11 protein-coding genes are annotated in these 25,275 nt (G+C 42.8%); all 11 read left to right on the top strand.

Annotated elements, in window-relative coordinates; all coding sequences use genetic code 11:
• Positions 1-72: 72 nt before the first annotated feature.
• The 11 genes from ACP2AF_RS04550 to ACP2AF_RS04500 all read left to right on the top strand — a co-directional run bounded on the left by ACP2AF_RS04550 (position 73) and on the right by ACP2AF_RS04500 (position 25,259).
• The gene (locus ACP2AF_RS04550) at positions 73-2,430 is read left to right on the top strand and encodes an ABC transporter permease (protein WP_425235058.1); all 2,358 of its coding nucleotides are present in this window, start codon (positions 73-75) and stop codon (positions 2,428-2,430) included.
• A gap of 113 nt (positions 2,431-2,543) precedes the next feature.
• The gene (locus ACP2AF_RS04545; RefSeq protein ID WP_425235057.1) at positions 2,544-4,991 is read left to right on the top strand and encodes an FtsX-like permease family protein; all 2,448 of its coding nucleotides are present in this window, start codon (positions 2,544-2,546) and stop codon (positions 4,989-4,991) included.
• Positions 4,992-5,370: 379 nt separating this feature from the next.
• A complete protein-coding gene (locus ACP2AF_RS04540) occupies positions 5,371-6,567 on the top strand; it encodes a hypothetical protein (protein WP_425235056.1) in 1,197 nt (398 codons plus the stop codon).
• A gap of 499 nt (positions 6,568-7,066) precedes the next feature.
• Positions 7,067-9,451, top strand: a complete 2,385-nt coding sequence (locus ACP2AF_RS04535) for an ABC transporter permease (RefSeq protein ID WP_425235055.1) — start codon at positions 7,067-7,069, stop codon at positions 9,449-9,451.
• An 11-nt stretch (positions 9,452-9,462) separates the two neighbouring features.
• On the top strand, positions 9,463-11,832 hold the full coding sequence (locus tag ACP2AF_RS04530) for an ABC transporter permease (protein WP_425235054.1): 2,370 nt from the start codon (positions 9,463-9,465) through the stop codon (positions 11,830-11,832).
• Between the two features lie 91 nt (positions 11,833-11,923).
• Positions 11,924-14,341: an ABC transporter permease gene (locus tag ACP2AF_RS04525; RefSeq protein ID WP_425235053.1), complete on the top strand. Its 2,418-nt coding sequence runs from the start codon at positions 11,924-11,926 to the stop codon at positions 14,339-14,341.
• A gap of 12 nt (positions 14,342-14,353) precedes the next feature.
• Complete coding sequence (locus tag ACP2AF_RS04520; RefSeq protein ID WP_425235052.1) at positions 14,354-16,771, top strand: ABC transporter permease; 2,418 nt, start codon at positions 14,354-14,356, stop codon at positions 16,769-16,771.
• Between the two features lie 279 nt (positions 16,772-17,050).
• Positions 17,051-19,420, top strand: a complete 2,370-nt coding sequence (locus tag ACP2AF_RS04515; RefSeq protein ID WP_425235051.1) for an ABC transporter permease — start codon at positions 17,051-17,053, stop codon at positions 19,418-19,420.
• A gap of 45 nt (positions 19,421-19,465) precedes the next feature.
• Positions 19,466-20,188: a head GIN domain-containing protein gene (locus tag ACP2AF_RS04510; protein WP_425235050.1), complete on the top strand. Its 723-nt coding sequence runs from the start codon at positions 19,466-19,468 to the stop codon at positions 20,186-20,188.
• Positions 20,189-20,365: 177 nt separating this feature from the next.
• Positions 20,366-22,717, top strand: a complete 2,352-nt coding sequence (locus tag ACP2AF_RS04505) for an ABC transporter permease (protein ID WP_425235049.1) — start codon at positions 20,366-20,368, stop codon at positions 22,715-22,717.
• A gap of 127 nt (positions 22,718-22,844) precedes the next feature.
• Positions 22,845-25,259 (top strand): ABC transporter permease, encoded by a 2,415-nt coding sequence (locus tag ACP2AF_RS04500; protein ID WP_425235048.1) that lies wholly within the window; start codon positions 22,845-22,847, stop codon positions 25,257-25,259.
• Positions 25,260-25,275: the final 16 nt, after the last annotated feature.

Genomic DNA, 25,275 nt, shown 5'->3' with positions numbered 1-25,275 from the left:
AGACCGCAGGTTTGTCATTTGGGAATAAAGGTAAAGTACAATTGGGGGACCTAGGAAATAAAAACAAGGAGTATGTATAGAAATTATCTAAAAATTGCTTGGCGCAACCTTTGGAAAAACAGAGGGTATAGTGCATTGAATATTTTTGGTTTGGCCATTGGAATCACCTGTGCCGGCTTGATATTGCTTTGGGTGGAGGACGAAATAAACTTCGATAGTGTTTTCCCAAAACAGGAACTTGTGTACTACGTGCCCACAAACAATCGGTTTGAAGGTCAGTGGCGTACATTTTATCAATCCACCCCTGGACCTTTGGCACAGGCAATGAAAGATGAGATTCCCGGAATAGTAGGTAGTGCTAGGACAACTGGGGAAAATCTTTTGTTCACGGTTGGTGAAAAGGGCATTAACAGGTTCGGTAGATTTGTGGATTCCGATTTTTTGGATATGTTCAGCCTTTCCTTTATTGAGGGGGATGCCGCCACCGCCTTCGATGATTTTGATGCCATTGTGATTTCCAAGGAAACGGCCGAGCAACTTTATGGACGGAATACTACTGCCCTGGGCAGAGTGATCCGGGTAAACAAAGACACAAATTATCGTATTACAGGGGTTTACGAAAATTTGCCCAATAACGTGTCCTTTGGTTTTCAATGGGCGGCTCCTTTTGAAAGGTATGCGCTGGGCAAGGAGTGGATGAAGGAGTACCGGAACGGTTTTGCCGATACTTTTATAGAGCTTTCGCCGAAAGCCGATTTTGAAAAGGTGGATGCCAAAGTACGCGAATTCATTCCCTCAAAAATAGGGGAAGAGGACAGATATGCCTTTCTCCATCCCATGAAGGATTGGCGTTTAAGATCTAATTTTGAGAATGGGAAAAAAGTAGGTGGTCAAATTGTCTATGTCCGGTTGTTTTCCTTTATCGCCCTGATTATTTTATTGATTGCCTGTATCAATTTTATGAACCTTTCCACGGCAAGAAGTGAAAAAAGAGCCAAAGAGGTAGGGGTTCGCAAAGTGTTGGGTTCTGGTAGGAGGAAGCTAATGGTCCAATTTATGGCCGAAGCACTGATTACCACATCCTTGGCGGCCCTGGCCAGCATCCTGTTCATTTGGATCCTGCTGCCCGAGTTCAACACACTCATTGGAAAACAACTTCAACTTCGGCTGTTTGATGTAGCCCATTTACTTCCGCTTTTGGGCATTACCTTTATTTGTGGCCTCATTTCGGGCTGGTACCCGGCATTTTATCTATCCTCTTTTAAGCCTGTTGAAACCATGAAAGGAGTGAAAGCCCGGGAAGGAAGCGCTCCCTTGCTACGTAAAGGACTGGTCGTTGCCCAGTTTACAGCTTCCATAGTATTTATTATTGGCACCATCGTGGTATACCAACAAGTACGACACGTAAAAAGTAGGGAAATGGGGTATGAACAGGAGAATCTTGTTCAACTTCCGGTAAATGGGGATGTACTAATGAATTTTGGACCTATTAGACAGGAAATGATATCCACCGGTGCTGTTGAAAACGTAGCCTTGATGAATAGTAACATACTTTTTGGTGGTAATAACAGCTCCGGCCTTCAATGGGAGGGCGGCAAGGATACCGAGGACGTACTTATTTCCCAAAGATATATAAGTGCTCACTTTTTCGATACCGCGGGAATAGAAATTTTGGAAGGTCGTGGTTTTACCAACGATGTTGGAACGGATAGTGAAAACGTCTTGATTACCCAATCCTTTTCAAAACTAATGGGCACGGGAAGTGCCATTGGCAAGCGAATACGCAGGAACGATACCGAATACACCGTGATTGGGGTAGTAAAGGATTATTTATATGGGGATATGTACGGGTCGAGCGATCCGGTCATGTTCTATAACAATCCTGAATATACCGGGAATATGTACGTGAGAATCAAGTCCGGTGTTCCTATGGCCAAGGCCCTTGCAGCAATGGAAGAAGTAATGAAAAGACAGAACCCGGCCTTTCCCTTTGAATATGAATTTGTGGAAGACACCTTTAATGCTATATTCACTAGTGAACAACTTGTAGGCAATCTTTCACGATCGTTCGCTCTTCTTGCTATCATCATTTCCTGTTTGGGTCTTTTTGGATTGTCGTCCTATACGGCTGAGCAGCGACGAAAGGAAATCGGAGTACGCAAGGTCTTGGGAAGTAGTGTTGCTGGAATCGTCAAATTGTTATCAAAGGATTTTATAGGGCTGGTATTTATAGCTCTGCTTATCTCCGGACCATTCGCCTGGTGGATGATGCAAAAGTGGCTGGAAGGGTTTGCTTACCGCATTGAAATCGATGGATGGGTGTTTTTGATTGCTGGTTGCATTGCCATTTGTATTGCACTATTGACCGTTAGTTTTCAGGCCCTAAAAGCGGCGAACGCCAATCCCATAAAAAGTCTGCGGACGGAATAAATCCCTTATCACCCTGAGCGCCCGCCTGAACGACGCTGTCGGGCAGGCAGTCGAAGGGAAAAGGGGGATTATACTAAAAACTAAAGATTGGATTTATTAAGAGAACGAGAGCCATGTTTAGAAACTATTTAAAAATAGCTTTTAGAAACCTATGGAAAAATAAGGTGTTTTCCTTGATCAATATTGTAGGCCTTTCCATTGGGTTAAGTGCCGCTTTTGTTATCGCGGCAATCATCTATTACGATTTAACCTTTGATAAATTCCATCCAGATGGTGACCGGATTTATCGGGTTACCACTGAGTTCACTTCGCCGGACGGCAATTTTTACAATCCGGGCGTATCGGTACCATTGGGGCAGGCCCTTAAGGAAAAGTACACTGGCATAGAAACCGTAAGTCCGGTATACACGATTTCCATGCATCAAGTGGAGAATACCGAAACCGAGAAAGTATTTAAAAACCCCGAAAATATAATTCATACGAACGGCAATTACTTTCAATTGTTCCAATACAAATGGTTGGCCGGAGATGCAAAGGGAATCCTATCAAATCCAAATGAAGTAGTTTTGACGGAAAACAGGGCCAAAAGGTATTTCCCGGACCTATTACCCAATGAGATTATCGGTAAGGTATTAACATACAATGACACCGTACCTTTAAAGGTCAGTGGTATTGTCAAAAATTTTAAATATCGCAGCGACCTCATTTTTGAGGAATTCATTTCGTATGAGACTATAGGGGACATTGGACTTAAGAATCGGTTAGGGAGCACAAATTGGGACAGTACAAACAGTTCATCCCAACTATTTGTAAAACTAACCGAAAAAGCGGATGAGGTATCCGTCCAAAAACAGCTGGACCATTTGGCCGCCGAGCATCTCGATAAGGAAATGGTCGCGTTCAGCCAGAAAAGGAGATTTCATTTACAACCTTTGGCCGATATTCATTTTAATCCCAAATATGGAACATATGACTATACTAGAAGTCAGGCCAGTAAGCCAGTCTTGATTAGTTTGGCCTTGGTTGCTTTGTTCCTACTCCTTTTGGGTTGTATCAATTTCATTAATCTGAATACGGCACAAGCGACACAACGCGCCAAGGAAATCGGGATTCGTAAGACCCTTGGAGGTTCTAAAAAGCAACTGGTATTCCAATTTTTGGGAGAGACTTTTCTATTGACCGCCACCGCCGCTCTTGTATCCTTGTTTTTTTCGTCTTGGTTGATTCGGGTATTTTCCGATTTTATTCCCCAAGGGGTGAGCTTTGGGCTTTTTAAAAGTCCGGTATTGATCGTTTCGGCAGTCCTTTTAATGTTTGTGTTAACCTTGTTATCCGGATTCTATCCTGCCCTGGTACTCTCGCGCTTTAAGCCTGTGCGGGTGCTTAAGAATCAAATTTTGCAGGGTAACGACAAAACTTCCCTGCGAAAATATCTGACCGTCTTTCAATTCGCGATCGCACAAGTCTTTATCATTGCCACTGTATTGGTCGGCAAACAAATCCACTATTTGATGACCAAGGACATGGGATTTAAAACCGAGGCCATTGCATATTTGAGAACGCCTTATAATGAGCCTTCAATCGACAAAAGAATCCGCCTTTTAGAAAAGCTAAAAACAGACCCTCATATACAGGACGTTGTCTTGGCAGGAAATCCACCAGCTTCTCGAAGCACTTTTTCCTCCTCAGTTGTTTATAGAGACGGGGAAAATGAAATGCAGGCCAGCATACAATGGCTTTACGGCAGCAACGACTATAGGCGGCTCTATGAAATACCTTTACTGGCAGGGAGGGATGTGTTGAACGATACCATTAAGGAGTATGTCATCAATGAAACCTATATGAAACTTTTAGGCTTTAAGGAACCCATGGAGGCGATTGGCAAATCCTTGATATTGGAAGGGGCGGCATATCCAATAGTGGGGGTGATGAAAGATTTTTACCAACGTTCGTTACGAACCGCCATTAAGCCCATGGCCTTGATCGGTGATTGGGAACGGGGCAAATATTCGCAGTTCAACACAATCCATTTTTCCATTGGAGGAAACCAATCATCGGATTTCACCAAGGACATCGCCTTAGTCGAAAAGGCCTGGAAATCCATTTATCCCGATTACGATTTTGACCCTCGATTTATCGATGACACCGTTTCAAGGTTCTATGAACAGGAACGCAAAACCTCGGCCCTATTAAAATGGGCCACTGGCCTTGCTATCCTAATCAGTTGTTTAGGCCTTTTGGGTCTGGTGATTCACACCACGGAGCGCCGAACCAAGGAAATAGGAATTCGGAAAGTACTGGGTGCTTCCCTGGCGCAGTTGAATCTATTACTTTGTAGGGAATTTTTGATCTTGGTCGGTATTGCCTTCGCCATAGCTACACCCTTAGCTTGGTGGGGCTTGGATTATTGGTTACAGGGCTTTGCTTATAAGACGGGCCTAAATTGGTGGGTCTTTTTTCTAGGTGGAATCACTATGCTCCTCGTTGCGTTGGGAATTATTAGTATTCGGACGATTGCCGCCGCGAATGCCGATCCCGTAAAGAGTTTGCGAACGGAATAAATTAATCGTAATCCTTTCAGGTTAAACTTATCTGCCCAATTGCCTAGCTTAATCAAGGCATGGGCGGAGAACCTAACTGGTCCAAAACGAAAATTAGATAGGGGATGTTTATAGCTACAAAAATAATCCGGAACCTGAACGGGATACTTAGCGGATAGAACTTACTGATTTCTTTTTTACTACCCCTGTGCCAAATAGCTATTTTGAAAGCCTATTCCAAGAAAAGTAACCTGACCGATTAAAAGATGAAATACGCCGTTCACTTGACAATACATATAGAACGGAGATTTTGCCCCTAATTTAGATATCGAAATAACATAGGCTACAAGTGAAACCCAGCAGGAGTACACTTGAACTAACTACTCAAATACATTTCGATATGAAACCCCACAACTACACTCGCTTCGTATTCGCACTGATTCTGGTGCTTGCTTTTTCTTCAATCCATGCACAAATCACGTTAACCCAAAATATTGGGAAAACAACAGGAGCGTCTTCCTCGTCCTGTGAAAATGGTATTTCATACGGCAGGGCTTTTGTTCTCCAGGACTTCGGTGTTACCGAAAATGATCAATTTATACTTGATTCGGTCGAAATAGCATTTAGACAATGGTATGGGCAAGACACATTTGGCATGCTCCGCATTAATGTATATGAAATCGATGAGGATTTTCCAAACTCCTTTGACGCTACTAAATTGATAGGGTCGAGTCAGGATGTCTCCCTATCCGAGATACCTACACCTTTTACAAAGCCAACACCCATACAAACGTTACGGATTAATTTTGATGCCCCTATCGTTATTCCTTCCGTTATTGAAAGAGTATTTGTTGAAGTAGCTTCCCCTGTCCGGGAAGGGCATTTTCTTTATGCCGCTTCTACCAAGGGGGAAACAGATCCGGCCTACTTCAAGGATTGCAATACCTTGGAATATACTACGGCAACTTCCCACCATGGAATTTCTTCCAGTTATTATTTAAAAGCTTTCGGCACGCCAAATAGAATTTCTGACTACCGCATCAATTATATTTCCGCCTGCTCCGATCTTTCGGCAAGTTTTGATCTTACCGATAGTCATCAGATCGCTACCGTGGTTTGGGATTTTGGCGATCCCGCCGCAGAGGCAAACAATAGCTCAACTGATCTTTACCCTAACCATGAATTTTCAGCAGGAGGCACCTATACCATTACGGCCAAAATTACAACGAAAGCATGGCGCGAAGTGAGCATCACAACAACCCTGAGCGTTGCGGACAGTATTGCAGTATACCCCGTGGATGACCTGTTTGCCTTTGAAACCACTTCCGATACGGGAACCTCCTATACTTTTGATACCTCTCTGGTAGAGTCCACCATCCTTGGCGGACAGAACGGTCTGGTGATTTCCTATTTTGATGAGAAGGGCAATCCACTCCCAAGCCGCATGAGCAATCTTGATATTGGCAAAGAAACCATTACGGCCCGGGTGGCCCGTCCAAAAGATCCGAGTTGTTATAAGGAAGTGGCTTTCAACCTCATTGTACAGTCTCCATCTTTGGCCCTTTCCTCCCAAGAAACTGTTGGTTTACGAAGATAATTTGACGGGATTTTTAGGTATTCCAACATCTTGCGCATTGGCAAACGGGTCCCGATAATCAGGTCGGAACTTAAATCCCGTATTTCGGGGAGAGCACAAATCTGTTTCCTATCCCTTTTCCAAATCGTATGACGAACATAGTCCCATGTCACGGGACTATTTCTTTTGGGGTTATTAATCCAACTATTCCAATTGCTTTGATCGGCTTCGCCCAAAGCCATGTAAATATATTGTACACCTCCTGTCCAAATATTTTACACCCAATTGCCTTTTTCTCGAATTTTATCATATAATATATTGAATATCAAAATATTAAATATGTGGCATGAAGATCGAAGGAAAAGTTAAAGGCTTCGGTCTCACTACTTTATAGTACGTCTTGAGAAAGGGGTCTAAGATGAGCCTTCAACAGCATTGGAAATAACCACAATTACGAAACAAACGGGCTGTTTCATACACACAAATGCCCTAAAAGGAAAATTATCAAAAAACGGAAATCATGTTGTTCAACTTCATCAAAATCGCACGTCGAAAATTATGGAATAAAAAAGAAAGCACTTCTACCAAGCTATTTAGCCTCGCCGTTGGGATAGTAAGTCTGTTTTATATTGCCATCTATCTGTATCAGGAGTTGAATTACGATGTTTTTCACAGGAATTATGCACAAATCACCAAGATCAATACGACCATTGAGTCCCCTACAGGAAACCTCTCGCTGGGTCTTAGCGCCGTTCCGGTAGGTCCTTATGTGAAGTCCCAATCCCCTGCGGTAAAGGAATTTGTCCGTATCAACAAAGAGTATGGGAGTCATGCGATTAAACATGGTGACAAACTCTTTTCCGAGAGCGAGAACATTTATTATGCGGACCCCACCTTTTTTAAAGTATTCGATTTTGACCTGGTTGCTGGAAATCCATCAACTGCCTTGGACGGCCCGGATAAGATAGTTATTACAGAAAATACGGCCATGAAGTACTTTGGAAGTGTAAACGCCCTAGATGAAGTATTGCTCTATGACGATGTGCCATTTACGGTTTCCGGTGTTATGCGCAATATCCCTTCCAATTCGCATTTACAGTTCGATTTTTTGGTTTCGATGGCTACTTTTCTTAAAGATAGGCCCAATGTGAACGAAAATTGGGAGTGGTTCCCTATGAATACATATTTCTTGTTAAATGACAAACATAGCCATGCCAATTTAGAGGAAATACTTCGGACAGTTCCACAGTATCTTGAAAGAAGCGTTACCAATGATCAATACATACTTTCCCTCGAATCATTAGACGGATTGCATTTCAGTTCGCCAAAACTGGGTGAACTGGGATCAAAAGGGAAGCGTTCCAATGTGTACATCTTATTTGCCATAGGAATTATGATACTCTTATTGGCGGTCTCCAATTTTATAAATCTGACGACGGCACAACTTTCAGTAGAAGCCAAGGATGTTTCCGTTAAAAAGACCGTTGGGGCCTCTAAACGTGATATTTTCAAACAGTTTTTTGTAGAATCACTACTGCTCACCCTATTGGCAACGGTATTGTCCGTAATGCTGACCCTCTTTACGTTTCCATTTTTTGAAGACCTTATGGGGGGCCACTTCGATGTTACCTTTCTTTCGAATCCCTTTTTTATTGTATTGCTTCCCTTAATTCCTTTAAAACTCACCTTATTGGGAGGAATTTATCCGGCAGTAAAGTTTGCCAGGATTTCAACCATCCATAAACCCAAACCGGATGGCAAGTATACCAATGTCCTAAATACAAGGACATCATTATTAATATTTCAGTTTGCCATAACAAGTGCCCTAGTTATAGGATCATGTATTATTTATTATCAGTTGAACTATATCCAAAATCAGGATTTAGGGATGGATACCGAGCATAAAATCGTGCTGGATTATGGTCCAAACTCTACAATAGGAACAGCACATGAGTCCCTAAAACAAGAACTAGGAGCTATTCCCGGAGTGGAGGCGATAACTTTTAGCTCACATGTCCCCGGCCAGACGCCGAATGGGGTGGCAACGCAATTATTGGATGTAAATGGACGAAGTAGTAATGGGGAAATAAATCTAAATCTCGTGGACTACAACTTTGTGCAGGACTATGGACTACAGCTTGTCGCGGGTAGGAATTTTAGAAAGGGACCAGCGGACGAGACCTCGGCGCTTATCTTGAACGAGGCCGCCGTAAAGGCCTTTGGATATGAAAACCCAGAGGATGTCCTTGGGGCCTCCTTTGAACAATGGGGTGGCAATGGCACGGTAATCGGGGTTGTGAACGACTTTAACTATTTATCCCTTCATGAGGACGTAGGTTTATTATCCTTAAAAGTATGGCCGGAGCAGTTTATGAAAATCACGTTGACGCTTGCACCGAACAATGTGAAGGGGACATTGGAAAAGTTGGAAAACAAATGGGCTTCGCTGTATCCCGGTATTCCCTTCAATCATTATTTCGTGGATGACAATTTTAAGGCCCAATATGACAAGGACCGACAATTTGCAACTATTATAAATGTATTTACCATCATCTCTATTTGTATCGGTATTTTAGGATTGATCGCCTATGTCCGGTTCTGGTGCGAGAGACGTAAAAAGGAAATGTCCATACGCAAGGTTTTAGGTGCCAGTGCCGTACTGCTCGTTTGGAAGCTCTTAAAAAGCTTTAGTATTCCGGTATTGATCGGTTTTGGTATCGCCGTTCCCATCTCCTATTATTTGGGTGGGCAATGGTTACAGGAATTTGCCTATCGTTTTGACCTAAACTGGTACTTCTTTGTCTTACCCTTGGCACTTCTCTTGGTATTGGTATGGTTTTCCGTAGGCACTCAGACATTGCAATTGGTCTTGACCAATCCGGTCGATAATTTAAAAGAAGAATAAAAGCACGCAAAATGTTTAAGAACTATCTAAAAATCGCTTGGCGTAACCTAATAAGGAATAAAGGCTACTTCTCCATTAATGTGTTGGGGCTGGCCATTGCTCTGACCGTATCGTTTCTCATGTTGCTTTGGGTACAGGATGAGTATGGTAAGGATAAGTTTCATGCAAAGGACGATCAATTGTATCGTGTAAAACGTACTATCCCATTGGAGGAAGGCGTTTTGGATGTGTACGCTGGGATATCCTATCCATTTCTAAGAGCTGCCAAGGAACAACTGCCGGAAATTGAAAAATACATCACCTTGGCCCGTAGTTTTGAGGACAATCTTAGGCTGGAGAATGTTGATTTTAGGGCTTCCGGAACCTTCGCCAATGCGGATTTCTTTTCCAGCTTTTCGTATCCGATATTACTTGGGGATATTACCCAACTTGATGAAAAACCGGAAGCCTTGGCCATTTCAGAAAGTTTGGCAAAACGTTTTTGGGGGTCGGAATGGTCGAAAAAAGCCATAGGAAGCAACATAACTATTTTGGACAATGGGGATTTTACCGTTGAAGCGGTCTTTAAGGACTTTCCCAAAAGTTCATCGATTCAAAACGACTTTTATTACAGTTTTGAAAAGTACCTAAACGACAATGATTGGATGTTGGAATGGGGCAACAACGGAATTCAAGGGGCCTTTTTGCTGCGACCCGATGCCGACCCTCAAGACGTTTCCTCAAAATTGAACAAGCTGTTTCAGGCCAATATAAAAGGTGAACTTAAAGAAGGCTGCTTCATCCAAAAATTTTCCGACGACTATCTGTACAATCAGTTTGATAAAAAGGCCCAGGTAAGTGGCGGTCGCATAAGGTACGTTCGGATATTTACCTTGGCTGCTATTTTTCTATTGATTATTTCATGTATCAATTTTGTGAACCTGTCAACGGCCCATGCCACCAAAAGAGCAGGTGAAATAGGGGTACGCAAGGTAATCGGTGCAAAAAGGAACAACCTCATGGGGCAATTTTTAACCGAGACAACCCTGATTACGGGAATATCGTTTTTAATAGCGTATATATTTACCCTGTTGCTTTTACCCAGTGTCAATAGTCTGGCGGAAAAACAACTCGCGTTGAATTTTACTGAACCGCTCGTTTGGCTAGGTATTTTCGTGGTTTTTGTATGTACTACCCTACTATCCGGAATCTATCCGGCCCTGGTTATTTCATCTTTTAGGCCCATTGCCGCTTTAAAGGGTAAAGGTCAGGAACAGAAAAACACCATATCCCTAAGAAAGGCCTTGGTAGTGCTGCAGTTTGGATTGACGTCCCTTCTTATCGTGGCGGCCTTGGTCGTGAGATTACAGATTGAGTATATCAATCAAAAGGATTTAGGAATTGCAAAAGAACAACTGGTATCCATCCATCAGGACAAAATATTGACCGCTAAGTACGAGGTACTGCGCAACGAACTGCTTGCCTCCAATGCCATTGAAGATGTGACCTTGGCCGGTCCTTCCCCGCTTAACATGGTGGCGTCGTCCAGCGGTGTCAGTTGGCCGGGCAAGACCTTGGAACAGGGAAATATCGAGTTTTCCCTGCTTTGGACGGCCCATAATTTTATTGATGTGTTCGATGTTCCATTAAAAGAGGGCAGTTATTATCGTGAGGGGAGCACCGATACTTTGAACATCGTTCTTAATGAAAAGGCCTTAGAGATTATGGGTATTGAAGACCCCATAGGAAAAAGCATTCAACTATGGCGTAAACCCCGGCAGATAATCGGAGTACTCAAAGATTTTCATAACCGATCTTTATACGAACCCATACAGCCTGCGGTCTTTCTTTTGGATCCTGACAATGCCGGGAATATGTTTGTAAAATTGAAATCCGGAAGGACCAAGGAAGCTTTAGCTTCGTTGCAAACGGTATTTACAGAAACCTTACCGGACCTACCCCTGCACTATAATTTTGTGGATGAGGAATACGCCACAGAGTACAAAAGTGAAACTCTAACCGGAACCTTGGCCTATTATTTTGCCATCATTTCCGTACTCATTTCATGTTTGGGTCTTTTTGGCCTAGCCACCTTTATGGCCAAACAGCGAACCAAGGAAATAGGTATTCGAAAAGTGCTTGGCGCAAGTGTAACAAGTATTATCACTTTGGTCTCCAAGGATTTAATGAAACTGGTGTTGTTGGCAGTATTGATAGCATCCCCGGTTGCCTATTACTTTATGGGTACTTGGCTACAAGGGTTTGCCTATAAAATCCAAATTCACTGGAGCGTATTTGTAATAACTGGAGGGTTTGCCATACTCATCACCTTACTGACCGTAGGTTGGCAGTCCATAAAATCGGCCAATGCCGATCCAGTAAAAAGTTTACGAACGGAATAAAACACATGCAGGTCTGGCAGGTTTTCCGCCAAAAAGGGTGGACAAGCCTAAACCTGACAGGTCTAATAAACAAAAATAGAAAGCAGAAAGCATGTTCAAAAACTATCTAAAAATTGCCTGGCGAAGTATTCAAAAAGAGAAGTTTTTTACCAGTATAAAAATTGGTGGCTTTGCCCTGGGGATTACCACCTGCTTACTAATTGCGCTATTCATAAGGGACGAATTAGGCTATGATACGCACTACTCCAAATCAGATCAAATGTATAGGGTGGTTTTGCAAGCTGAAATTAATGGGGAAATGAAAAAGAGCACCCATTTTCCATTACCCATGGCGCAGACACTGGAAGCGGATTTCCCCGAAATTGAAAAAGCCGGCAAAATATATGGTTCTGCCCTTTCCTCTGGAGGAAAAAGAGCCTTCCGTTCGCATGCGGAAACCCAGAATGTTTTTGAACAAGGTTTTTTGTACGGAGACCAGAATATATTCGAAATATTGGAAATCCCACTCCTACAGGGCAACCCTGAAGAAGCATTGATAGGGCCGAGAAACTTGGTTATCTCGGAATCAAAGGCAGTAAAATACTTCCCCAATGGAAAAGTCTTGGGGCAGACCTTGATTTTGGACGATAATGCTTCAAGACCGTATACCGTAACAGGTGTGATGCCTGATTTTCCCAGCAATTCACATCTTCATTTTGATTTTCTGTTGCCTATTGATGACTCCAATGCAAGTTGGACTTCGCAAAACTATTTTACCTATGTCGTTTTGGATGAAAAAAGCGATGTAATTGCCTTACAGGACAAAATGCGTTCCATACTAAACAAGTATGTTATTCCCGCACAGATAAAAAGGGGTAGGGATGCCTCTTTTATAGAAATTTTAAAGAAGATAACCTATAAATTACAGCCAATTGGCGACATTCATCTAAAATCAGACATCGAAATGGCCGACGGATTACCGCACGGAAATCTCCGCTTTGTATATCTATTTGCAGCTATTGCAGGGTTCATATTGCTTTTGGCATGTATCAATTTTATCAACTTGTCAACGGCAAGATCTGCTAATAGGGCAAAAGAAGTGGGTTTGCGCAAGACCGTTGGTGCGTTCAAGAGTAACCTTGTGGCCCAGTTTCTTACGGAATCCGTTTTATTTAGCCTAATATCCTTTGTTCTTGGTGTGTTGGGCGCATGGGCGTTACTTCCTCTTTTCAATTCCATTACCGAGAAGACCATAGAAATGCCTTGGACCGCAGGACCGTTTATACCCGTTCTACTTATCTCGGCGTTGATTATTGGTATTATCTCAGGATTGTATCCTGCGTTTTACCTCTCTGCTTTTAGACCGGTGAATGTTTTAAAGGGAAGTTTAAGCATAAGGGGTAAAAGTGGCAGATTACGCAGTGGACTGGTTGTTTTTCAGTTTGCGACATCGGTTGTTTTGATTATAGGAACACTGATCATCTACAAGCAGATGAATTTTATCCTAGAAAAGGACTTGGGGTACGATAAGGAACAGGTCGTGATTTTGGAAGGTGCCAACATATTGGGGAGCAAGGCAGATAGCTTTAAGGAACAGCTCTTGCAATTGAACCAGGTACAGAAAGTTTCCGCAAGCGATTATTTCCCCGTTGAAGGTTCTAAACGAAATCAGACCACCTTTACCGTGGTAGGCGAGGGAAGGGAAAACGTCGGTGTTTTGAGTCAGACCTGGCGTATAGACTATGACTATATTAAAACCATGGGCATGCAAATAGTGGACGGGCGCGATTTTTCAAGGGAATTTGCCTCCGATTCGGTCAACTCGATTATTATCAACAAAAAAATGGCACATGATCTGGGGCTTGAGCTACCCTTGGGGAAACAGATCGATAACAACTACCAGCATTGGAACATTATTGGGGTCGTAGATGACTTTCACTTTAAGTCCATGAAAGAAGATATTACCCCTCTAGCTTTTTGCATTGGTAGCGATCTTGGAACCATCGCAGTAAAGGTTAATCCAGGGAACATTGCGGAATCCCTAGCTTCGATTACAGCCATTTGGAACCGCAATGTGCCCAACCAAGTTTTGAGCTATACGTTCTTGGATCAAAGATTTGCCCAAATGCACAATGACGTACTACAGATGGGCCAGATTTTCAACAGTTTTGCCTTCTTTGCCATTTTCGTTGCATGTCTTGGTCTTTTTGCCCTGGCCGCCTTTATGGCGGAGCAACGTAAAAAAGAAATTGGTATTCGGAAAGTACTTGGTGCAAGTATTTTGGGAATTACCCAATTATTGTCCGGAGACTTTATAAAATTGGTGCTGATAGCGATGATTATTGCCTTTCCCATCGCTTTTTGGATGATGGACAATTGGCTGCAGGATTTCGCTTACCGCATATACATCGACTGGACGGTTTTCGGTATTGCCGGGTTAGTGGCTTTGGCAATTGCATTATTTACTGTGAGCTTTCAGTCTGTGAGAGCTGCATTGACCGATCCGGCAAAGAGTTTACGGACTGAATAAAAAAAATAAAATATGTACAAACTATTCCTAAAAATTGCGACGCGTTACCTGTTAAAGAACAAGCTCTATTCCTTTATCAACATTTTTGGGCTGGCCCTTGGGATTGCCTCCTTCGTTTTGATTATGCTCTATGTGAATTATGAGCGTAGCTATGACAAATTTGAAGGCTCTGAAAATGTGCAGCGCGTATATATGGACTATCTAGAGGGAGGGAAGTACGTTCCGGGAGACGCCAATACCTATATTGTAAGTGGCCCTACATTGAAAGAGGAATTCCCCGAAATATTGGATTTTGTGAGGCTCAGACGTTTAAACGAAATTGTGCTCATCCAGGGCAATACCATTTTTGATAAAAATACAGGATCCCTGGCAGACCCCTCATACTTTGAAATTTTCAACCGGGACTTAAGCAAGGGAGATGTAAAGAAAGCACTGAGCCAACCTTATTCCATAGTCCTGACAAAATCATTGGCCGAAAAGGTATTCGGTAATGAAGACCCCGTGGGTAAGACCTTAAAGATATTTGATGGAAGAAGTCCAAGCTTTACTGTAACGGGAATCCTAAAGGACAATCCGAGAAATACACATATGAAGAATGACTTTTTGGTCTCTTTTACTTCTTTTTATAGCTGGGAGTCGTTCAAGGGCGATTGGGACTATACCTGGAACCAGAACATGTATTTCACCTACCTGAAACTGGATCCCATAGCCGATGCAAATCGGTTAAAGCAAAAGATTATGGATTTTAAGGTGGAAGCCCTTCCCTATGAAAGACATAATATAGAACCTTTAGAGGACATTCACCTCTTTTCTGATAAGCCCTATGAGGCGGAGGCCAATGGGAGTGCGAGCAGGATACGGTTTTTAATGGCGATTGCCTTGATTATTATCGTTCTTTCCTGGTTGAATTACGTCAACCTTTCAACGGCCAAATCTTTGGAACGGGCCAAGGAAACAGGAATCCGAAAAGTAGCCGGGGCGCAGAGACCACAAATTATACTGCAATCCCTTTTAGAGTCGTTTTTGTTGAACTTTATTGCCATAACGATAGCGACGGTGGTCATATTGATTGTACTACCTCTATTTAACAGTCACGTCGGAAAGGAATTGACCTTGGACCTTTCAACTATCAAAGCATTTCTCCCTATGATTGGATTTATTCTTTTGGGGACTCTGGTATCGGGCCTTTACCCGGCCTTTATGCTGAGTAGCTATACGCCCACCAAGGCCCTAAAAGGAAAAGCCCGCACTTCCAAAAGTGGTGTAACCATTAGAAAGGCTTTGATTACAGGCCAGTTTTTGGCCACCATTATTTTGCTTATGGGAACCATTGTGGTAACGCAGCAGATTAAGTTTTTACAAGACCAACCCATTGGCGCGGACCTGAACCAAGTGGTCGCCTTTAACGGGCAAGTATTGAATACCATGCCGGACTCCCTGTTTGTGAATAAACTAAGAACTTTTAAAAACGAATTGGAAGACTTCTCATTTGTTAAAAGTACAGCTGGGGCACGCACCTATCCTGGAGGAGGATATGACGCTTTGAACTCAAGTGTCGGAATTACATTTCCGGATGGAACACGGGATGACAAGAGAATAACCTATAACTATAGTGTGGATCCCGCTTATTTTGAATTGATGCAACTGCAATTTGTTGCAGGGGGACCTTTCAAAAAAACGGCTATGGGTGAGAGCCAACAAATTGTTTTGAATGAAAAGTTTGTAAGACATATGGGGATTTCCAATATGGAAGATGCCGTAAATAAAACGGTAAAGTTCGGAGGATTGGACTGGATGATTTCTGGGGTAATCAAGGATTACCATCATTTTGGCTTAAAGACCGGGATTGAGCCCATGATGCTGATGTACGAGTCCAATGGGGACAATCTTCTTGTGAGATTTAATGATAATGTATCGACCACATCGGGCATGAGAGCGGCAATTGCCCAAATTGAGACCAAGTGGATTGAATTATTTCCTCAAAGTACTTTTAATTACACCTTTCTGGATCAGAAGTATGAAGCACAATACAACGAGGATAGAGCCTTTGGCTCCGCCTTTCAAATCTTTACCATTCTGGCAATACTCATTGCGTCTATGGGCCTTTTTGGATTGACGTCCTATACTTGTATCCAAAGAAAAAAGGAAATAGGTATCCGAAAGGTAAATGGTGCAACAATAGCTCAAATTCTATCACTGCTGAACAAAGATTTCATAAAATGGGTCGGTTTGGCCTTTGTTATGGCCATACCTATTTCATGGTATACCATGAACCAATGGTTAGCAGGGTTTGCCTATAAAACGAGTATCAGTTGGTGGATTTTTGCCTTGGCCGGACTGACTGCGCTTACCATTGCATTGCTTACCGTAAGTTGGCAAAGTTTTCAAGCCGCTGTGGCCAATCCTGTAGATACCTTAAAGGACGAATAAGGATATTTTTCCAAAAAACAGTACTTCAAGAAAATCCAATAAGAATCAAGAAATCCTGACCGTAAAATATTTGGACAGTCCTTGTCCAAATATTTTACAGTTAAAGAAATCAAAAACTTCCCTTTTTCAGCATAAGGTTTTGACTGTTAACTAGTTGTGTTTTTGGCACAGAAATCGATTTGGTTTGCAACGTAGTTGCAGCCTAGGTTCTGGACATTCAAAAAACGGTCGTGTTCAGGAAAAACAAACGTACCATGTAGACCTTTAAATTAAAGACACATGCTAAAGCAGAACGTATTACTATTTCTTCGAAATGTTAAAAGGAACAAAAGCACTTTTTTGATCAATACAACGGGGTTGGGTATTGGAATAGCTTCATTTCTGGTCTTGGCTCTATTTGTCTACAATGATCTCACATACAATCAATTCAATGAAAATTTGGCCAATATTTACAGGGTCCGTGAAGGGAAAAGTATCCAGACCAAAGGACCTTTGTTGCCCAAAATATTGGAAGATATTCCTGAAGTGGAAAACGGGACGCGGATTTTTGATTGGGACTGGTTTCGGCTAGGTTATGGGGATGTGGCATTTCAGGAAAACCTACTTTATGTGGATGATGGGTTTTTTTCGGTATTCACCTTTCCCTTTGCCCAGGGGATGGCATCCCAAGTGCTTCATGAAAAATACAGTGCCGTTATTAGCAAGCCTTTTGCCAAAAAATATTTTGGAGATGCCCCGGCCGTCGGAAAAGAGTTACGGATAGGCTTTGAGGATATGTTCCTTACCGTAAGGGGTGTAGTGGACATTCCGGAGAATTCGTCTGTAAGATTTGATATAGTTACCTCTTATGAAACAGGAGAGGAAATCTCACCCTGGATCAAGGATGTACATGATTGGTACAATACCTTTTCGGAAACCTATCTTGTTCTTCAGGATGGGATTTCGCCAAAGAGCATTCAACCCAAGCTGCAGGACATCGTTAGGGAAAATTTTCTTCCCGTAGGTGAAAACAAAACGGTCCTTGATCTTTTGCCCTTTGCCGACTACCATTCCGAGGTAGAGTCCAACAAGGCGTTGATCATAATTTTGGTTTTGGTGGCCTTGGGAATTCTTGGAATAGCTATCGTAAACTTCATCAACCTCACAATTACCCAATCCCTGTCCCGCACTAAGGAAATTGGAATCAAAAAAGTACATGGGGCGGCCAAAAGGCATTTGATGTACCAGATTATGGTCGAATCATTTTTTGTGGGTCTGGTTGCCTTGGTTTTTGGAGTGGTACTTGTGATTACTTTTTTGCTCCCTATGTTTAATGCGTTGTTTGACGCGGGGTTAAGTTTTCAATCAGTTTCTATCCTTTATTTGGGAAGCCTTTTACTTGGGATTTGGGTTGTTGTAGGCTTGGTTTCGGGTGTGGTACCGTCCCTTCTGTGGGCCAAAGGAAAGTTGATAGATAGTCTAAAGGGAAAGGTTTTTTCAGGGAACAGGCCCATATTTTCAAAATATTCTTCGATAGTCGTTCAATTTGTCATTGCCATTGTGTTGATTTCAGGCACACTTTTGATTCGGAAGCAGATCGATTATATGGTCGAAAAGGATCCCAAATTTGACAATGAAAATGTTATCGTGGCCCGGACGGATTATTGGCAACACCGGGATTTGGACGTTGCATCCCAAAACTTGGAGGTAATTTCCAAAGAACTGAATGCCAGCCCCTATGTGTTATCCGTAGGTTTTACAGGAAGTGTTCCCGGGGAATATGATGAAAACTACAACACATTTTACCCCGAGGCCAAAAGCACAGTGCCCAATATACATCTTAGAAAGGCTTACGTAGGGAAGAACTATTTTAAGACTATGGGTATTCCGGTGTTAAGTGGTCACGGTTTTGACCAACCTCCAACCTCCTTGGGAAACACCGTTGTACTGAACAAGACGGCAATGAAGGCGCTCGGCTTTGAAAAGGCGGAAGGACAGATTTTGCGCGAGGGTTCTGAAAGTGGGCAATCCTACCGTATCATAGGGATTATTGATGATTTTAGTTATCAGGGGTCACAACATGAAAATCAACCCCTGGCCCATTTTTATTCGGAACGGGAGAACTTTATGGACTGGGACTACCTAACGATAAGGGCAAAAAAAGGTTCCGGCCTTCAAGTAATAAGGCTGTTACAAGAAAAATGGAAGCAAATGCTGCCTCAAGGAACATTAAGCCATTTTTTTGCCGATAGTAAACTTAATGAATATTACAAGGAGTACGAAAGGGTGAACACCCTGATTACTTGGTTTTCCATCTTGGCCATTATCCTTTCCTGTATCGGGCTCTTTGCACTTTCGTCTTATGCTATAGCTCAAAGAACCAAGGAAATCGGTATCCGTAAGGTAAATGGTGCGACCATAACACAAATTCTCTCACTCCTGAACAGGGACTTTTTAAAGTGGGTAGTGCTCGCATTTTTAATCGCCGTTCCCTTGGCATGGTATGGTCTGGAGAAGTGGCTGGAAGGCTTTGCCTATAAAACGAACATTAGCTGGTGGATATTCGCCTTGGCAGGGGTCACCACATTTACCATTGCATTGCTCACGGTAAGCTGGCAAAGTTTTAAAACAGCTATCACCAACCCGGTAGAAGCCTTACGTGAAGAATGAGTGCTAAACACTATTAAATCAATTGAAGAACGAAAAACATAGAAAATGAAAAATGGAACCACACTTATCGCATTAATCGTTTGTATTGCCATTACCCATGCCCAACGTGGCAAAAAAGTTAAGGGTAATGGCCATGTTGTAACAGTTGAAAGAACCACAGATACCTATGACGGTATTTCTGCAAGTGGATTTTATGATATTGAATTAATCGATGGTAAGGAGGGGCAATTAACGCTCAAGGGCGAGGAGAATATCCTGGATAATATTGAAACCGAGGTCAAGAGAGGTACTTTGGTTATCAGATCAAAAGATAACAAGCACCTGATTCCTTCTCGTGGCGAAGGTGTTTTTATAACAGTTTCTGTTGATGAAATCGATAAGATCCGCCTATCCGGATCTGGAGATTTTATTGGGAAGAAGACACTTAGAACCCGTGATATGGATATTCAAGTATCCGGTGCAAAGCATATCGATTTAACTATCGATGCCACCGATATTACTATCGCAACATCAGGTTCCAGCAATATTGATTTAAAAGGAAATAGCGAAGAACTTACAATACGGTCTTCAGGCTCTTCCAATGTAAAGGCCTATGAATTGGAAGTGGATGAGGCAACATTGGAACTCTCCGGTTCCTCCGATGTTGAGGTGACGGTAAACGAATCGTTGATGTCTAGAGTTTCCGGTTCGGGGAATATCCAATACCGAGGTAATCCCGATAAAGTATTTAATCAGATTTCTGGATCGGGATCGGTATCCAAGAATTAAAGGAGTATTTGCTTTCCTTCCAAACGGCGCATCGGGCGAGTTCCATAGCATGTCCAAATTGAACGGAAGGGAAGAAGGATCCAATGACCATTGGGGTAGGAAGGAGCAAACCAAAAGTTGAGTACATGATGAAACTACCCCGGTGGTTATTTGGGCTTCACAATAAAATAACAAATTATGCTAAAACACAATCTAAAGCTGTTTCTCCGAAATATAGGAAAGCATAAAAGCACCTTTTTGATTAATATCATCGGACTTTCCACGGGGTTGGCCTGTGTACTGTTGATCGCTCTCTGGGTGAGGGACGAATTGAATGTGGATAAATTTCACGAGAATCACCACCGCATCTACCAGGTCATTGAACATTTGGAATTTAGCGATGGCGTTCAAACCTTTGTCGAGACTTCGGGACCTATGGCCGAGCTTTTGGCAGAGGAAATGCCAGAAGTAGCATATGCCACAGCAACTATTCAACCGGATTGGTTTGGGAAGCATGCACTCTCCGTAGGCGAAAAAAACCTTAAGGCGGTAGGACAGCTGGTAGGCGAGGACTACTTCTCCATTTTTTCCTATGGGTGGCTACAAGGGGACAGGGCCCAGGCGATGTCCGATCCAAATTCGATCGTACTTTCCAAAAAGCTGGCCATGAACCTGTTCAATACAACGGAAAATATCGTCGGAAAGATGGTGGAATTTGAGAAGGACCGGCAATTTAGGGTATCGGGTATTTTTGAGGAAACACCTTCCAATTCCACCATACAGTTCGATTTTGCCTTGTCTTCCGAGGCCTCAAGGGAAGCTTCTCCATGGAATTCCTTACATACCTGGAACAGCAGTGGCCCCCAGGTGTATGTATTGGTCAAAGAGGGAGCCGATGTGGCGGCCCTTGATGCCAAAGTCCGCATGATTCGAAAAAATAGGAACGAGAATACCATTAGAACCGCTACCCTAGTACCCTATTCGGAACACTATCTGCATGGAACCTACGAAAATGGAAAACAAGTTGGGGGAAGGATTGAGTACGTACGGTTGTTCTCGATCATTGCCTGCATTATCCTGGTCATTGCCTGTATCAATTTCATGAACCTATCCACTGCAAGGGCTTCCAAGCGGCTAAAGGAAATTGGCGTAAAAAAGGCGGTGGGTGCAAAGCAGGACGCATTTGTTTCCCAGTTTTTGGGGGAATCCGTTTTAATGGCCTTTATGGCGTTGACTCTGGCCATACTACTGGTGGCTCTTTTCCTCCCTCGGTTTAATTTGATCATAGGAAAACAATTGGCCCTTGATTTTGACCTCGGTTTTAGCTTGATAATAGTGGGGGTAACCCTAGTGGCCGGACTGTTGGCCGGGAGCTACCCTGCCTTGTATCTTTCTGGATTTAAGGCCATTACAGTACTTAGAGGAAAATTGAACCGTTCTCTGGGAGAGTTATGGACCAGAAAAGGCCTGGTGGTCGTCCAGTTTGCGCTCTCCATCATATTGATCGTTTCCGTATTGGTCATCTATCAACAAATAGAATTTACCCAAAGCCGAAATTTGGGATATGAACGGGACAATGTAGTGTATTTTAAGTTGGAAGGTAAGGTTAAAGATCAACTGCAAACCTTTATGTCCGAAGTCAAACAACTGCCAGGAGTAAAGAACGCTGCAGGCACTACCCATAGTATGATCGGACATAACTGGTCCACAGGCCTGAATTGGGAAGGAAAAGATCCCAATGATCAAATCTCGTTTCAAATTGTAGGCGTAGACTTTGATTTTATCGAGACCATGGGCATGAAAATGAAAACGGGCCGTGGTTTTAGTCGTGAATTTGGTGCGGATAGTACAGGAATCATATTTAACGAGGCGGCCATAAAGGCTATGGGAATTAAGGACCCCATAGGTAAGGTTATCGGACCAAGAAGGATAATAGGTATCATAGAGGATTTTCACTTTAAATCCTTGCATGATAAGGTAGAACCCTTGTTCCTGATTATGATGCCGGATGTTGTAAACAAGGCCATGGTTCGTATAGAGGCCGGCAGGGAAAAGGAGGCGATAGCGGCGCTCCAGAATTTTTATGGTACGTTTAATCCCGGCTTTCCCTTTGAGTTCGAATTCTTGGATGACAACTATAAGGCCCTTTATGAATCCGAACAACGCGTGGCCACGCTGTCCAAGTACTTTGCTGGGATGGCCATTTTGATTTCCTGTTTGGGACTGTTTGGGCTGGCCATTTTTACCGCGGAGCGTCGGCGTAAGGAAATCAGTATCCGAAAGGTATTGGGGCAAAGTGCAACTCAGGTTATGGTGATGTTATCCAGTGAATTTGCAAAGCTTGTTTTGGTCTCCATATTGGTTGCCTTGCCTTTGGCTTACCTATTGGTCAAAAACTGGTTATCCGGATTTGCCTATCGTATTTCCCTGGATGTTTGGTATTTTTTGGCAGCCGGATTGGTAGCCTTGGGGATTGCGATGCTTACGGTAGGTAGTCAGGCTATTGGGGCGGCGAATAAAAACCCCGTGGAGGGATTACGGGAGGAATAGAACTAATCAAAAATGAATATCATAAGAAATTGCTAGTACTTTTCTCTGAGCTTTTTGAGGTCTCGTTCTTTAGCCCAAAGAGAAGGGGCCTCGTATCAATCAAAATTGAAAATTAAATTTATTCAGTATGCTTAAAAACTATCTAATCATCGGTTGGAGGAATTTAATGAAGGATAAGACCTTCACTTTTTTAAATGTATTGGGGCTTTCCGTAGCTTTTGGCGTGGCCATTCTGTTGTCGATGGCCGCCTTTTTTGATTTGTCCTATGATAAATTCCATGCGAATGCAGAAAATATTTACAGAATATATTCTTCGGAACAAACCGCCAAGGGAAAAGATGCAAGTGTAAGTCATCCTGCTCCCCTGGCAGAAGCTCTAGAAGCTGAAGTACCGGGCGTGGAGAGGATTTCCCGCCATGTTCAAGATGACGCATTGACCACTTATGGCGATACCGAATTGAATTTGGACGCCGTTTGGGTCGATAAGGACTTTTTTGCAATGTTCTCTTTCCCTGCCTTGAAGGGTAACATGGACAATCCATTGGAAAATCAATCTTCAATTGTAATTACAGAAAGTACGGCGGATAAGTTATTCGGGGAAGGGGAAGCGATTGGGCAAACCGTAAACATCCTGATCAGTGGCGGGGAACAACCTTTTACGGTGTCAAGTGTAGTAGCGGATAATCCATCCCAAAGCACTTTGGAGTTTGACCTGGCCATTCGTTTTGAAAAACACTACGAATATAGCGGAAACCGAGAGTCATGGGATAACAGATATCACGATATTTATGTACAATTGCAAAATGGCGTTTCCCCCGAGCAATTTGAGAAAAGTAGTCGCCCATTAATTGCACTTCGCTACCAGGAACAGATTGAGAATGCAAAACGCGATGGCGCACGTGCCAATGCGGATGGATTGTTTTGGCAAATTGGGCTGCTTCCCATGACCGATGTCCATTTTGCGAGTTTTCCCGATGGATTTTTAAAAGTAAGTCGAACGGAACCCTACCTCATTTTAGGGATTGCCTTCCTCATTCTCTTCATCGCCTGTGTCAATTTCATCAATATGAGTATTGCCAAGAGTGCACAGCGCTTACGTGAAATTGGAATGCGCAAGACCCTGGGCGCTCAGAAACCGCAACTTTTCTTTCAATTTTGTAGTGAGAGTTTCTTTGTATTCATGGCTTCGGCGGGCATAGGGATTGTTACGAGTATGGTATTGCTCAATGATTTTAAGACTATTTTCCGTACCGATGTTTCATTGGACATGGTTACCTCGCCATGGGCCATATCAGGTTTTTTGGGTATTGTACTCCTCATTACATTCATCGTTGGCGGATATCCTGCCTTGTTGATGAGTAAATTGGGCACCATACAATCCTTGAAGGGCAAGTTGGACGCTTCCGGAAAAAATAGGGTTCGGGATATTTTGATGGTGGTTCAGTTTAGCATCGCCATTCTATTAATAAGCGGTACTTTGGTACTATGGGGTCAATTGGATTTCATGCGTAATAAGAACCTGGGCTTCAACAAAGAACAGGTGATTTCCTTTCCTTTGGATGGAAAAAAGAACAGTTACGAAGCCGTTCAATTACTTCGTGATGAATTGAGGGGTAATCCCGATGTCTTGAATGTGACGGCAGCCGACAATAATTTGGGATATGGTCTGGACGGTAGCTCATCAAAAAGTTTGTATGGATATGAATACAAAGGCCGTATGGTAGGGACCAATTTTTTGACCGTGGATTACGATTATGTAGAGACTTTGGGCCTTCAAATGGTAGCCGGAAGAAATTTTCAAAGAGGTTTTGCAAATGACAGTTTGAGTGTAGTCATTAATGAGGCAATGGCGAAGGAACTGGGCGAGGACGATCCACTTACCGCCTATGTGATGATGAACGATAGTATTCAATATCCTGTAATAGGGGTGGTCCAGGACTACAACTTTGAACGATTGGACAAGGCGATTGAGCCCCTAACCATGTTCATAAATAGCAATTGGGATCTCTATTATGCCTATGTAAAGGTCGCTCCTAGAGATATGGTAAAAACTATGGATGCAGTACAGCAAGCTTGGGCGCGTATTGAGCCCAATGCTGAATTCCTGGGCTCTTTTTTGGATGAAAATGTGGATAGGACATTCCGTAGGGAAAAAGTTATGGCGACCTTAATAACCAGTGGCTCGGTCATTGCCATAGTGTTGAGTTGTATCGGTCTTTTTGCCATTTCGTTACTAGTGGTCAATCAACGTACCAAAGAAATCGGTATCCGAAAAGTGATAGGCGCCAGTGTTTCCTCCATAACATTTATGTTAACCAAGGATTTTCTAAAACTGGTAATCATAGCCTTTTTAATAGCTTCCCCCATAGCATGGTGGTCTATGAACGAATGGCTCAAAGGGTATGCATTTCGAATAGAATTGAACGTATGGTTTTTTATAGGTGCAGGAATGTTGGCCATGGTCATTGCCTTTTTAACCGTAGGAACGAGAACGGTAAAGGCAGCATTGCAAAACCCCGTAAAGAGTTTGCGAACGGAATAATTAAGATAGGAATACT

The organism is Ulvibacterium sp., assembly GCF_965248315.1.
Lineage (GTDB): Bacteria > Bacteroidota > Bacteroidia > Flavobacteriales > Flavobacteriaceae > Ulvibacterium.
The sequence above is the reverse complement of the archived record's forward strand: the minus strand, read 5'-3'. Positions and strand labels throughout refer to the sequence as shown.